The following is a 13,280-nucleotide window of genomic DNA, read 5'->3' on the forward strand; positions in this document are numbered from 1 at the left end:
GATCAATGGGTTATACTTCGCCGCTGATTTGAGGAGATTCCCCCGCTCGCGTGCTTCGTCTTGTTTTCCCCATTCTGTCCCTCCTTGTCAGTGTTGCGTTTCTGCTGGCCGGTGGCGGGTTGCTCAGCACCCTGCTGGCGATGCGCGGTGGTGTCGAAGGTTTCGATGAGCTGACCCTCGGCCTGATCATGTCAGGCTATTTCGTCGGTTTTTTTCTTGGCACCTTTGTCGCCCCGCTGCTGATCCGGCGCGTCGGGCATATCCGTGCCTTTGCCTTCTATGCCGCGCTGGCGGCAATAACCGTTCTGCTCTACCCGCTGTGGGTTCGCCCGGTCGCCTGGGCCTTGCTGCGCGTCGTCACAGGACTGGCCGTCGTGGGCCTCTGCACCGTGATCGAGAGCTGGCTGAACTCGCAGGCATTGCCGGGGCAGCGCAGCCGCATATTTGCCGTCTATATGGTGGTCAGCCTGCTGGCGCTGGCTTCCGGGCAACTGCTTCTGGACTTGCAGCCGCCGCAAAGTTTCGTGTTGTTCAGCGTGGTTGCCATCCTGATTTCACTCGCGGCGCTGCCAGTCGCTTTTACCTTGCTGCCGCAGCCGGCGATGCTGCCTGCGCCCCGCTCGAATATCTGGCAGATCGCCGGGATGGCGCCCAGCGCGGCGATCGGCGCCGTGCTGTCCGGTCTCCTGCTGGGTGCGTTCTGGGGCATGGGACCGGTGTACGCCCTGGAATCGGGGCTGGACCGGTCGGGCGTCGGCCTGTTCATGACGGTCACGATATGCGGGGGCGCTGCTCTGCAATTTCCAATCGGCCGTTTCTCCGATCGTGGTGATCGTCGCACGACGCTTGCCGCTGTCAGCGCGGCAGCCGCGGGAATAGCGCTGCTCGCAGCCGTGCTTTCGCCCGGACCCGGTGCGCTGCTGTTCGTGATGTATTTTCTGTTCGGCGGTCTCGCCTTCGCGCTTTATCCCTTGTGCGTGGCACAACTGCTCGACCAGCTGCCAGCAGAGGCCTTGCTTGCCGGATGCAGTGCCTTGCTGCTGCTGAACGGCATCGGCGCAGCGCTGGGCCCGGTTGCCGCAGGGTTTCTCATGCAACGCCTGGGTCCCGACAGCCTGCCGGCATTTTTTGCCATTGCCGCGGGCCTGCTGGCTGTCGTCACCAGTGGCCGGCGGCTGTTCAGAGCCCGCCAGATTTTCCATCACGCGCGATTTCATCCCATGTTGCGCACCACGCCTGCCGCATTGGAGCTGTTGCCGGATATTCCGGTGCAGCCGCCTGAAGGACAATCACCATGAGTGCTACGACCACAGCTGTATCGATGTTTCTTGCCACCGATCTGGACGGCACCTTCCTGGCCGGCGATGCGGGAATGCGCCAGCAGTTGTACCGGCTGGTCGACTCGCACCCGGAAATAAATCTCGCCTGGGTCACCGGTCGTGGCCTGGAAAACGTCCTGCCGCTGCTCGCCGATCCCCTGCTGCCCGACCCCGACTACGTGATCTGCGATGTGGGCGCTACGCTGATCCGCACTTCCGATATGCAGCCAATACAGCCGCTGCAATGGGAAATCGAATCGCGCTGGCCTGGTGAGCATGCGGTCGCGCTGGCGATGTCGCGGTTCAAGGGGCTGATACGCCAGAATGTGCCGCAGCAGCGGCGCTGCTCTTACTGGTGCCAGCCTGAACTGCTCAACGAGCTGCGCGGCGAAATCGAAGCTGAAGCGCGTCGTCTGGACTGCGAGGTGCTCTACTCCGCAGACCAGTACCTCGACATACTGCCGCGCTCCACGGACAAGGGCAGCACCCTCCGCATGCTGGTCAACCATCTGGGCATTGAGGCGCCCCAGGTGCTGGTGGCCGGCGATACGCTCAATGACCTGTCGATGTACCGGGAAGGCTATCCGGGCGTCTGTGTCGGCGACTCGGAACCGGCCCTGCTCGCCGCAACAGATCGTCTGGACAACGTCCTGCATGCCAGGGCCACCGGCTGCGGCGGAATTCTTGAAGCAATCGACCATTTCGCAATGGTCGACGCGGAAAAGCTCGTCTCGGGGACAAGGACCGATCGCGCCTGCGGCAAGGCCGAGCTGGTGATGGTCTATCACCGGCTACCTTACGAAGAGAATGTCGTTGACGGCAAGCTGGTGCGCCACCGGCACAGTTCACCAAACGGCATCATTCCCAGTCTGCTCAGCTTTTTTGGCGATGGTCATCCCGGATCATGGGTCGCGTGGAGCGTGGAGGACAAACGGAGCGGCAAGTTCGAGGTGCATACGGCCGTCGATGCGGAGCGCTATCCGAACCTCACGGCCGCGCGCGTTTCGCTGACCAAGCATGAAGTCGACGTATTCTACAAACGCTTTTCCAAGGAAGCGTTCTGGCCGGTCATCAATACCTTCTGGGAGCGGGCGCGATTCAATGAAGATGACTGGCAGCTGTTCAAGAAGGTCAACCGGCGCTTTGCCGAGGTCGTGGCCGCCGAAGCAGCGCCGGGTGCGGTGGTCTGGTTGCACGATTACAACCTGTGGATGGTGCCCTCGACCCTGCGCGAACTCCGGCCAGACCTGAAGATCGCCTTCTTTCACCACACGCACTTCCCGGCCGGCGATATCTTCAACATCATTCCCTGGCGACGGGAGATCCTCGGCAGTCTGCTCGCCTGTGATTACATCGGCTTTCATATCCCCCGTCATGTCGAAAACTTCGTCGACGCACTCCGCAGCGCGATACCGGTCGACATCGCATCGAGCGCATCCTGTGCGCCGCGCTTCCTGACCTTTGGCTGTGCCGTGGGTGTTGCGACGATGGCGACTGGTCTACGTTACGGAGAGCGAACGGTGCGACTGGGCGCCCACCCGGCAGGCACTGACGTCGGTCGTATTCGCGAGTGCATGGAGCTGTCGCAGGTGCAGGCCGATATCGCGACAATCCGGGCCGAGATCGGCGACAGAAAGCTGGTGCTGGCCATCGAGCGGCTCGATTACGGCAAGGGGATCCTGGAGAAACTGCAGGCCTTCGAGCGCTTGCTGGACGCTGATCCTGCGCTTCGCGGTACGCTGACCCTGATGCTGGTCTGTGTTCCGGCTGCCAGGGAGATGACCGTCTATCGCTCGCTGCAGACGCAGATCGACCAGGCGGTTGGCCGAATCAACGGCCGATATTCCCGTCTGGACTGGACCCCGGTACGGTTTTTTGCCCGTTCCCTGCCGTTTGAGGAGGTCGTGGCGCACTATGCGGCGGCTGACATCATGTGGATCACGCCTTTGCGCGACGGCCTCAATCTTGTCGCCAAGGAATTCGTGGCCACGCACGGCGTGCATGGTTCAAGCGGTGTGCTGGTGCTCTCCGAGTTTGCCGGCGCGGCGGCAGAGCTCAAGGGCGCGCTGCTGACGAACCCGCATGACCAGGCTGATCTCGTTGCCACCCTCAGGCTGGCGCTGACGATGACGGATGGTGAGCGCGACAGCCGCCAGCGAACGCTGTTCGAGATCGTGTCCCAGTATGACCTGGCGCGCTGGGGGCGCGACTTTCTGCAGGCAGTCCGCCAGTGAGCAAGTCCGGTTACCTACGGCATGGCATCTGCAGGTGTTGCCAGATGGATGGTCTGGGTCGGGAAAGCGAACTCGATTCCTGATTCCTGGAATGCGTCGATCAGCTCCAGGTTGATGCGCTGCTGGATATCCATGAATTGCCCGTAGTCGGGGCTCTTCACGTAGTAGACCACCTCGAACTCGAGGGCCGAGGCACCGAACTTGGCGAGGTGGGCGCGATCGAAGTGGGTCAGCGGATCCGGTTCAATGATTTTTTTCACGACGACCGGGATGTTGCGCAGCTTGTCCGGCGGCGTGTCATAGGTGACGCCGAATCCAAACAGCACACGACGCTCCGACATCCGCTTGTAGTTGCGGATCCTGCTGTTCAGCAGATCGCTGTTTGACAGCACGATGGTTTCGCCTGAAAGGCTGCGCAGGTGGGTGGTCTTGAGGCCGACGCGTTCCACGGTACCGGTCAAGTCGCCGACGACGATGAAGTCGCCGATGACGACCGGCTGGTCAAGCGCGATGGCAATCGACGCGAACATGTCACCGAGAATGTTCTGCGCGGCGAGGGCAACCGCGACGCCGCCGATGCCGAGACTCGCCACCAGCGTCGTCACGTCGAAGCCCAGGTTGTCGAGCAGCATCAGCACGACGAGCGACCAGAGGGCCACCTGTGCGATGAAGCACAGGATGGAGGTGGTGGTAACCCCGTTGGCATCGAGGTGCCGGTGCCGGGCCAGATAGCCGGACAGCAGACCGCTGATGGCGGCGTGCGCCCACAACCCGGCCTGAAGGATCAGGGCCAGCGTGAAAACGTGGCCGACTATCGAGTTCACCTGCTCTGGCAGGTGCAGAAACTGTGCTCCGCACAACAGCGCGACAGCAGCGATGAACCAGAAGTGTGTCGCCCGCATCGCGGCAGCAAGGGCATCATCGAGCGTGCCGTCGGTCTTTTGGGCGAATGTTGTCAGGCGTGTGCGAACGAAGCGGGAGAGTATGAGCAGCGCGACAATGGCGAGCAGGGCAGCACCGGTTGCTGTGGCCCACTGCAGCAATGGATTGCCCAATAGTTCCAGTGACAGTATTTCCATGTCGGGTGTGTCGATCCTTCAATACAGTCGGTGATTCAGGACAGGCAGCGGGCTGAACGCCGCTGGCAGCCTTGATGAAAACACAGTTGCCAAACTCGTATCAAGGAATGTGGCCAAAACTTCACCATCCCGGATTCGGGCAGGTCATCGACAGGTGTCATGCGAGAATGGCCTGAACGACCGAGGGCAAACGATAGTGGACCGGCGAGAAATTCTGACGGGCGCGGCGGCGCTGGGCATGACGGCCTGTGGAGGACTCACAACGATGAGCGTGGAACAGACGAAAATGAGCGCGCAGGATCTGCGCAACGAACAGCTCGTGCGGGACTTCTGCCGTGACTGGTCGCTGCGCGATGTCGATGCGCTGCTGCCCTATCTGGCCGAAGACCTGCTCTACCAGATTGCGCCCGGGCAGCCGCTGATCACCGGCAGGGACCAGTTTGCGAAGCAGATGGGCCCGTTCCTGAAAAAGCTCGATTCAGTACGCTGGGACATCCTGCGGTCCTTTGCGGTAGCCCCGCTGGTACTGAATGAGCGCATCGACAGTTTCAATGCACCGCCGGGCGGGCTCAGCATGGAGTTCCATGTCGCCGGTCACTTCCTGATCGCTGATGGCGTGATCAAGGAATGGAAAGACTGGCCGGTGCCTGGCACGAAGCAGAAGGTGGGGAACAGCATCCGCGAAGCATGAGTCCGGTCGGGGTGATGCCGGCCCTGTTGCTCAGGCGCGCCGCAGGGGCTGGCGCTCCTTGTAGGTCAGCGACTTCCAGACCCATTCAAAGGGGCCGAAGTGATAGCGGGCCAGCCACCAGTTGCTGAACGCGATCTGCATGATCCAGATGCCGGCGACCACCAGATACAGGTAATAGCCGGTAAATCGGCCATACAGGCCGAAACCGACGGTATAGAACAGCAAGCCGCACAGTATCGACTGGCCCAGGTAATTGCTGAGCGCCATGCGGCCTGCCGCCGCAATCCGTGTCGCAAGCCAGCTGCGCGGATACCGGCGACAGAACAGCAGGATAAGACCCAGATGGCCCAGCCCGACGGCCATGCGCCTGAAGTCGTAGTGAATCAGGTTGCGCGCTTTCAGGATCGGGTCGAAGTCGTTGCCGATCATTGCGGCGGTTTCCCACGCAGCCAGCGGCAGCCCGATGCCGTAGCCGATCAACATGAGGAGGGCGTAGCTCCGGGGTGCAGCAGTCATGGTCAATACACCGGCCCGCAGCAAGGCCATGCCAAGGAGCATGGCGCCGAGTGAATCGAGCACCAATGATTTCAAGCCGACGAAGATCAGCAGCATGAGACTGGTTTGCAGTTTCGAGGCGAGAAATTCGCCAAACGCACCACTGCCGGTGATGCGAATCAGTTCTCTGGTTCTTGGCGCATCGAGGTCAGGATGCGCACGCTGCTCCATGGCTTCCCATGCCTGCAAGCGTTCAGTCGTTGCCTGATCCGGATTCTTCGGCAGGGCCGGCTCAGCCTGTGCCGCCGCGTATTCCTGTCGCAGTTGTATCGACTCCTGCCAGTTCTGTACCCGCAATCCGGCCTGAACGGAGAATACGATCAGAGCCAGCAGCAGGAGGGTGCCGGGTTTGAGATTGCGCAGCGGGTACAGTACCAGGCCGCACAATGCATAGATGAACAGGATGTCGGCAGGCCACAGCAGCACGAACAGGTCGAACAGGCCGAAGAGCATCAGGAATACGAGACGCCGGTAGTAAATCCGCGCACTACTCGCATCCGCTGCGCGCTCATCCAGGCGACTTACCATGAGCAGCATGCCGGCGCCGAACAGCATGGAGAACAGCGCCCGCTGGCTGCCTTCGAACAGCGTATGCATCACCGCCCAGGTCTGCAGCGGCGCTCCGCCCCAGTCGGCGGCTGCAACCGGATAGTCGTAAATCGCCTGTGGCCCCGCAAAGGACCAGATGTTCATCAGCAGTATGCCGAGCACGGCGAAGCCCCGCGTCGTATCCAGGGCGTGGATGCGGTCGGTGAGCGCCAGTGGAGATGCCGCGTTCACGTTTGACCTGCCGATTGCCGGTGTTTGGCGATATGCACGGCGGTGGCAATGATCACCGCACTGATGATCGGCTCGCCGATATTGCCGAATATGCCGCCGGTCTGCGCATAAGGCACTGCAAAGAAGACCATCGCACCCATGGAGCCAAGCGTCAGCCATTTCCATCCGGTCCGTCGCCACAGGAACAGGCCAAACACGATCAGCATATTGGTCAGCGTGATTGCGGGAATGGGCGGAATGGACCGGCCTGCGCCGATTTCCGCATCCGGGCCGCATGCGGTGTACTCGGCGATATGTGTCGTATACCGCAGGGTGTCCGCAAAGCATGAGGGATAAAAGCCGGACTGCGAAAACAGCCACAGGTCATGGGCGATGAAGTAAACAGCGAGCAGGCAGAAAGCCGCCATCACGGATTTTCGCCGGGCCAGCCGAAAACCCGCTTCTCGCGCCATCGCTCCGATGGCGATAAAGGTCATGGGCAGGCTGATGTAGTGCGCCAGGAAGCGCACCGTGTTGAGATTCATCAGCAGCGCACCCTCTCCCAGCGTGCTGCCGATGCCGATCACCGCGTTGTCATACCAAAGCAGGAGCAGCGGCAGGGTCGCAAAAAGCAGTCCGTTGGTCCGGTAACGGCGACACTCGCGTACGGCCCAGAGCAGCACACCGAAGTCGAGGACGGCAATGATCAGATACGCGGCGGAGAGCATATGGATTCATTCCAGCATATTCATGGTGCAGCTGACATCTATAATTCGGTGCCGTGGCCATTTGCAGCCATTGCCTGATCGAGGACGCTTCACGATGCATGCCCGTTGGCGTGCCAGCTGTCTGCTGGTGTCTTTATTTGCGACTGCGTCGGCAATCACGTCCGCGGCAGGCGTCACAGGAGCTGATGATGCCGACATCGTGGTGACCGGCACGCGGCTGCCGATGACCAGTGCCGGCCTGGCGCAGAATGTGACCGTCATCGAGCGTGCCGAAATCCAGGCCAGTCATCCCTCCGGTATCGAGGATGTGCTTTCGCGCGTGACCGGCATCTATGTCGATCAGGCTGGCCCGGCCGGCGGCTTCATGTCGATGTACCTGCGCGGGGCCGAGAACAGTCATCTGCTGATCCTGCTGGACGGCGTCAAACTGAATGACCCGACCACCACGCGCGGCAGTACCTACGATCTGTCGGCCATCGACGTCAACCAGATCGAGCGCATCGAGGTGCTGCGCGGCCCGGCATCGGCGGTCTATGGCGGTGAAGCGCTGGCTGGCGTGGTGCATTTCATCACCCGGCGTACCGCGGTAAACGGCATCGAGGGCAGCGGCTACGCCGCCATGGGTGGCGACGATGAAAGCAGCCTCGGCGCGCTCCTCAATCTCGGCAACGGCAGTCTGCAGGCCCAGCTCAATGCCGGTCATGCGGAAAGTGGCGAGCGGGGTGATGACGCGACCCTCGATCTCGACACTGTTTCAGGCTCGCTGCGTCTGGTGGACAACGGCTGGTTCACTGGCGGAATCTTTGCGGCCCAGGTCGAGCGTGACAGCACCGGATTTCCGGATGACAGCGGTGGGCCGCGTCTGGCCGTCAATCGTGAGCTGACTTCCAGAACATCGACAGACAGGCGCTACGGGGCAGACTTGAGCGTCGGCGACATCAGCGGGCTCCAGCTGACGCTCAAGGCCTCGGAGTTCAAGCGGCAAGCCAGCGACGACAATGCGGCCATCGATGCGGGTGTGCGCTTCCCGGTTCCGGCATTCGTCACCGATACGGATTTCCGCCGCCGTGATGTGGCAATGGCGCTAAGCAAGAGTTACGGGACCAGTGGCACTTTTGTCGCCGGTGCCGAACTTGCCGATGAGGATGGCCAGCTCGACAGCGTCGGCGACTTCTTTCTCGATGGCAGTCTCCAGACCCTGAACTTCAGCCTGGATCGCAGGACCACCGCAGTGTTCGTGGAGGGACGCTTTCCGATACTGTCCGGTCTTGCCGCGCAGATCGGGGTGCGCCACGACCGCATTGACGAGGGCGAGAGCAGCGACAGCCAGACCACGCCGCACCTCGGCCTGGTCTGGGACCTGCCGGGCGGTTCCACCACGCTCAAGGCCAACTTCAACAAGGGCTTCAAGCCGCCGAGCTTCTTTGCGCTGGGCTTCCCGCTTGGCGCCAACCCCGACCTGAAACCGGAGCGCAGCAGGAATGCGGATCTGACGCTCGTTCGCCGCATCGACAGCGCCGGGTCGGCGCTGCAGCTCAGTCTGTTTCGCACCCGCTATGAGGATCTGGTGGATTTCGACAGCGATACATTCACGAATATCAATCGCGGCACCATCGTCGTGCAGGGCATCGAACCCGAACTCAGGCTGCAGATGGATGAGCACTGGCGCGTGCAGGCCAGCGCCTCGCTGCTGAACATCGATGAGCGCGATGGCCTGCAGCCGCTGCGCAACCGTCCGGAGCGCACGGCCGCCGCCAGCGTCGCCCATGATTTTGCGGGCGGACACACGGCATTTGTCGGTATGCGTTACAGCGGGGAATTTCTCGACCGCTCCAACCCGACCGGTGACATCCGCATGCCCTCATTCACGGTGGTGGATGCCGCCGGCTCGTTGCGCTTCGGTGCGCTCCGCGTATCGCTGGCGATCGATAACCTGTTCGACAGGGATTACGAGCAGTTCGTCGGCTTTCCGGCCCAGGACCGGCGCCTGCGCGTGGAGCTGCGCGGCGACTTCTGACCGGACCAGGAGAGCCGGACTATACTTGCGACCCCATGAACCTGTCGTGCGGGAGAGTCAGCTCATGAGTCCGGACTTGCAGAATGCGAACCTGAAACTGTTCACCCTGTCAGCCGTGCTGCTCGCCGGCAGCCTGGTCGGCGGCTGTGACCGGCCGAAACCGGAGGCGACGCAGGCTGAGGTGAAAAGCGCTGGAGCTACTGCCCCGGGTGCCGAGCTGAGCGGCAAGCAACTGGTGGACCTGCATTGTGTGCGGTGTCATCTCGCACCGGATCCGGCAGATCTGGCAAAGGAATACTGGCCCTATGCGCTGCACTACATGGGCAACTATGTGGGCATGAAGGGCGACGAGTTTGATGACATGCGCGTGGAACCATTTCCGCCCGAGCTGGAGCCCGTCCAGGACTACACGAAGCGCTATTTTCTCTACGACAACAATGGTTTTTTCCGCGATTTCTACCCGTTCAAGGAGCACATTCCGCCGCAACCGGAGATGAGCAAGGAAGAGTTCCAGCGCATGCGCGACTACTTCGTCAGCAATTCGCGACCCTGGAAGGAAATGGAAATGCAGGCGCCGAAAGCGCCGCTGACCAAGGTGTTCAAGCCGGTGAAACCGAAGCTTGAGCTGGAGCCCGATGCACTGATCCTCTCCACACTGGTCGATCCGCAGCGTCAGCGCCTGTATGTCGGGCGCACGGTGATCGATGACTGGGTCGGCGGCGGTGAGCGCCGCGAAGGCTTTGACAAGTGGGACGACGTCGTGGTTCTGAATCTTGCGACCGGCAAGCGCATCGCTGATCAGCGCGTTGCCAGCGATCCGATCGACATGAAGCTGACCGAAACCGGCATGCGGCTCGTGACTCACGGACGATTCCCCATGACCAAAGTCGGTATCGGGCGAATCACCGACTGGGAGTTTGAAGGCAAGACGCCGCGCGCCCGTATGCTGATCAACGGCGAACAGCGGCTGGTCGAGCACCATACGGTGGACATGAACGGCGACGGTCTGCCCGATATCGTCGCCAATGCCTTTGGCGACGGGTATGCAGACGGGGCGAAGAGCGTGCTGGCAATTTTTTACCAGACGCCCGGGTACCAGAAGCTGTGGCAGGACGCGCCGGCTGAAATTCCGCCCGGTCCGCTGGCCGGTGCGCTGCGTGAAAACGTGCTGGATCGCACGGCTGGTCTGATCGGCAACACCATCGCCGATTTCAACAACGATGGCCGGCCGGATATTGCTGCACTTGTCGCCCAGGGCCGGCAGGAACTGTTGCTGTTCATCAACAACGGTGACGAGACCTTCACGCGCCATGTGCTTGACCGCAACACGCCCTCATATGGCGGCAACAGCCTGAGGGCTGCCGACTTCGATGGCGACGGGAAGATGGATCTGGTTGTGCTGAACGGTGACAACGTGGCCGGCAACCACATCATCAACATCATTCCGGCGCCGCGTCCCCAGCACGGTATCCGGGTGTTCAGGAACAATGGTGACCTGACATTCACGAAGAGCTATTACTACCGCATGCATGGTGCAATCCGCTCCGTCGTCGAGGACTTTGACGGCGACGGCGACATGGATATCGCCGCGATCTCGCTGTTTCCGCAGTGGAACCAGGACGAACCGGAAACCTTCGTCTACCTCGAGAACAAGGGCGGATTCCGGTTCGAGCCCCAGTCGATCAGCCGCGAGTTTTTCGGTGTCTGGTGTTCGATCGAGGCTGCCGATGTCAATGGTGACGGGAAGAAGGATATCGTGCTCGGTCTCGGCAACTTCCCCGAGCTGGTACCGCCGGACTGGATCACGAATCACAAGGCCATGCAGGGCCGCAAGGGCAAGGCCGAAAGCATCATTTACCTGCTGAACCAGAGCTGAGGGCAGGGCATGGAGTCGCTCATTCACGTCAGGAACAAGGTCGCACTGGTCAGCGGTGCGGCGAAGGGCATCGGCGCGGCCTGCGCCGCGACGCTGGCCCGGCACGGGGCCAGCGTGATCGTTGCCGATATCGACGAACAGGCCGGATGTGCTGTCGTCGATGCGATCGTCAAGGAAGGCGGCGTGGCCGCGTTCATGTCTCTCGACGTCACCGATGAGGCGCAGTGGCAGGCAACGGTAGACACCATCGTTGACCGTTACGGCGGCCTGGATGTACTGGTCAACAACGCCGGTATCGCGATCGTGCACACCCTGCTCGAAACATCCCTGGAAGAATGGCGGCGCGTGCATGCCGTCAACCTCGACAGCGTTTTCATGGGCAGCAAGTGCGCGGTCGAGGTGATGCGACCGGGTGGCCGCAGCGGTCGCGGCGGTTCCATCATCAACCTGTCCTCGGTTGGCGGGATCATCGGTGCGGAAGGCCTGACGTCCTATTGTTCCACCAAGGGCGGTGTGCGCCTGTTCACCAAGAGCGTGGCCATCGAGTGCGGCCGGGCGGGTTATGGTATCCGCGTGAATTCGGTCCATCCGGGCAACACCGACACACCCATGTTCCGCCAGGAACTCGAGGACATGCGCCGCAAGGGCGTGGTGGCGAGTACCGAAGAAGCCCTGAAGTTCTACATGGACATGCAGGTGCTGCCGGACATCGGCCAGCCGGAAGACATCGCTGCGATGGTGCTGTTTCTCGCGTCTGATGCGGCACGCTTCATTACCGGTGCCGAATTCGTCGTCGATGGCGGTCTGACCGCGCAATAGGAACCACTCATGCCTGCAAGTCACGCTCCCGATGCGAGATCCTCCGGCATGCTGCTGTCCTGTCTGCTCTATCCGGTCGGTCCGGCAGCCCTCATCCTGATGCCGATGATCGTCGGTGGCCTGATCGACACCCATGGTTTCAGTGAACAGCAGGCCGGCAATATCGCGGCACTCGAAGGTCTGGGCCTGGTGTTCGCCTCGATACTCGCTGCCGCCTGGATACGCCGGGTTTCCTGGGTAAAGGCGCTGACTGTCTCTTTCGCAGCCTATGCCGCGCTCAACGTCGTCAGCGCAAACATCCAGGATTACCCCCCGCTGCTGGTCTTGCGTTGCCTGACAGGGCTCGCCGGCGGCAGCGTGTTTGCCGTAACGGTTGCGGCGCTCGGTGATGACCGCGAGCCGGATCGCGCCTTCGGCCTCGCGCAGGCCGTGCAGGGCGTGATGATGCTCGGCGGTTTCCTGGCCGCCCCCTGGCTGGTGCAGAGATGGGGCGTCAGTGCCATGTACTACATGCTGGCTGGCGCATCGCTGCTGATGATGCCGACCCTGTCGCGATTCCCTCACGCGGGGCGGGTCCGCGCGGCGGTTGCGACAGGGGATGTGCGGCAGGCGAGCCATACCGGCCTGATCTGGATGGGTCTCACCGCCAGTGTCGTGTTTTTCATCAACGTGTTCGGCTTCTGGGCTTTTGTCGAGCGGGTTGGCCAGGCCGGAGGCCTGCCGGCGCAGACCATTGCGCTGGCGCTGGGCGTCTCGCAGGTGATGGCCATCGTGGGCGCGCTCGCCGCTGCCTGGGCCAGCGACAGGTACGGCCGCTATCTGCCCCTGCTGATCGTGTTCATCGGCCAGACCGCGGCGCTGTTCGCGGTGCTCGGCGATTTCGGCGCAGCAGCGTTCTTCGTCAGCACGGGGCTCTTCCAGGCGCTGTTCATCGTCGGCGTGTCTTACCAGATGGGGGCGGTCGCCAAGCTCGATATCCATGGCCGCTATCTGGTCACGATGACAGCGGCGCAGGGCCTCGGCGGCGCGCTCGGCCCGGCGCTAGCCGCGACGCTGATCCGGGAGGGCGGGGATTACAGCCGGATCATGCCGATGGCAGCGCTGCTTTGCCTGTTTAGCACGTTGATGTTCCTGTTTATCGTCTGGCGCAGCGCTAAGATTGATGCTCGCGCCACAGGCTGATGGCCTGCGGCCCGGCCATCC

Annotated in this window: 10 protein-coding genes; 7 read left to right on the plus strand and 3 right to left on the minus strand. The window is 62.0% G+C overall.

The window, feature by feature from the left end; genetic code table 11:
- The first annotated feature begins 140 nt into the window (after positions 1 to 140).
- Positions 141 to 1,298 (plus strand): MFS transporter, encoded by a 1,158-nt coding sequence (locus tag H6979_11005; GenBank protein ID MCP5140377.1) that lies wholly within the window; start codon positions 141 to 143, stop codon positions 1,296 to 1,298.
- Positions 1,299 to 1,321: 23 nt separating this feature from the next.
- Positions 1,322 to 3,553, plus strand: coding sequence for a glucosylglycerol-phosphate synthase (ggpS, locus tag H6979_11010; protein MCP5140378.1), 2,232 nt, complete (start codon positions 1,322 to 1,324; stop codon positions 3,551 to 3,553).
- A 14-nt stretch (positions 3,554 to 3,567) separates the two neighbouring features.
- Here the strand turns inward: ggpS and H6979_11015 are convergent, their stop codons facing one another.
- Positions 3,568 to 4,632, minus strand: a complete 1,065-nt coding sequence (locus tag H6979_11015) for a mechanosensitive ion channel family protein (protein MCP5140379.1) — start codon at positions 4,630 to 4,632, stop codon at positions 3,568 to 3,570.
- A 265-nt stretch (positions 4,633 to 4,897) separates the two neighbouring features.
- Here H6979_11015 and H6979_11020 point away from each other — a divergent pair, with 265 nt between their 5' ends.
- Positions 4,898 to 5,323 carry a nuclear transport factor 2 family protein gene (locus H6979_11020; protein ID MCP5140380.1) on the plus strand — a complete coding sequence of 142 codons (426 nt, stop codon included), beginning with the start codon at positions 4,898 to 4,900 and terminating at the stop codon, positions 5,321 to 5,323.
- A 30-nt stretch (positions 5,324 to 5,353) separates the two neighbouring features.
- On the opposite strand, the gene H6979_11025 is transcribed toward H6979_11020, so the two are convergent.
- A complete protein-coding gene (locus H6979_11025) occupies positions 5,354 to 6,658 on the minus strand; it encodes a DUF418 domain-containing protein (protein MCP5140381.1) in 1,305 nt (434 codons plus the stop codon).
- Positions 6,655 to 7,365 carry a hypothetical protein gene (locus H6979_11030; protein MCP5140382.1) on the minus strand — a complete coding sequence of 237 codons (711 nt, stop codon included), beginning with the start codon at positions 7,363 to 7,365 and terminating at the stop codon, positions 6,655 to 6,657. Before H6979_11030 ends, H6979_11025 begins: the two co-directional genes overlap by 4 nt.
- A gap of 94 nt (positions 7,366 to 7,459) precedes the next feature.
- On the opposite strand from H6979_11030, the gene H6979_11035 reads away from it, so the two are divergent.
- The 4 genes from H6979_11035 (at position 7,460) to H6979_11050 (ending at position 13,259) form a co-directional block, all read left to right on the plus strand.
- On the plus strand, positions 7,460 to 9,382 hold the full coding sequence (locus tag H6979_11035) for a TonB-dependent receptor (GenBank protein MCP5140383.1): 1,923 nt from the start codon (positions 7,460 to 7,462) through the stop codon (positions 9,380 to 9,382).
- A 64-nt stretch (positions 9,383 to 9,446) separates the two neighbouring features.
- Positions 9,447 to 11,258 carry a VCBS repeat-containing protein gene (locus tag H6979_11040; GenBank protein ID MCP5140384.1) on the plus strand — a complete coding sequence of 604 codons (1,812 nt, stop codon included), beginning with the start codon at positions 9,447 to 9,449 and terminating at the stop codon, positions 11,256 to 11,258.
- A gap of 9 nt (positions 11,259 to 11,267) precedes the next feature.
- Entirely contained in the window at positions 11,268 to 12,077 is an 810-nt protein-coding gene (locus H6979_11045) for an SDR family oxidoreductase (protein MCP5140385.1), read from the plus strand.
- Positions 12,078 to 12,086: 9 nt separating this feature from the next.
- Entirely contained in the window at positions 12,087 to 13,259 is a 1,173-nt protein-coding gene (locus H6979_11050) for an MFS transporter (GenBank protein ID MCP5140386.1), read from the plus strand.
- The last annotated feature ends 21 nt before the right edge of the window (positions 13,260 to 13,280 follow it).

This window comes from Chromatiales bacterium (genome assembly GCA_024234935.1).
In the GTDB taxonomy this organism is placed as follows: Bacteria; Pseudomonadota; Gammaproteobacteria; order Steroidobacterales.

What these genes read in the sequence shown, in the direction of transcription:
- H6979_11005 (MCP5140377.1), top strand. Translation starts at nt 141, where the DNA reads ATGCGCGGTGGTGTCGAAGGTTTCGATGAGCTGACCCTCGGCCTGATC.
- ggpS (MCP5140378.1), top strand. Translation starts at nt 1,322, where the DNA reads ATGTTTCTTGCCACCGATCTGGACGGCACCTTCCTGGCCGGCGATGCG.
- H6979_11015 (MCP5140379.1), bottom strand. Translation starts at nt 4,632, where the DNA reads ATGGAAATACTGTCACTGGAACTATTGGGCAATCCATTGCTGCAGTGG.
- H6979_11020 (MCP5140380.1), top strand. Translation starts at nt 4,898, where the DNA reads ATGAGCGTGGAACAGACGAAAATGAGCGCGCAGGATCTGCGCAACGAA.
- H6979_11030 (MCP5140382.1), bottom strand. Translation starts at nt 7,365, where the DNA reads ATGCTCTCCGCCGCGTATCTGATCATTGCCGTCCTCGACTTCGGTGTG.
- H6979_11035 (MCP5140383.1), top strand. Translation starts at nt 7,460, where the DNA reads ATGCATGCCCGTTGGCGTGCCAGCTGTCTGCTGGTGTCTTTATTTGCG.
- H6979_11040 (MCP5140384.1), top strand. Translation starts at nt 9,447, where the DNA reads ATGAGTCCGGACTTGCAGAATGCGAACCTGAAACTGTTCACCCTGTCA.
- H6979_11045 (MCP5140385.1), top strand. Translation starts at nt 11,268, where the DNA reads ATGGAGTCGCTCATTCACGTCAGGAACAAGGTCGCACTGGTCAGCGGT.
- H6979_11050 (MCP5140386.1), top strand. Translation starts at nt 12,087, where the DNA reads ATGCCTGCAAGTCACGCTCCCGATGCGAGATCCTCCGGCATGCTGCTG.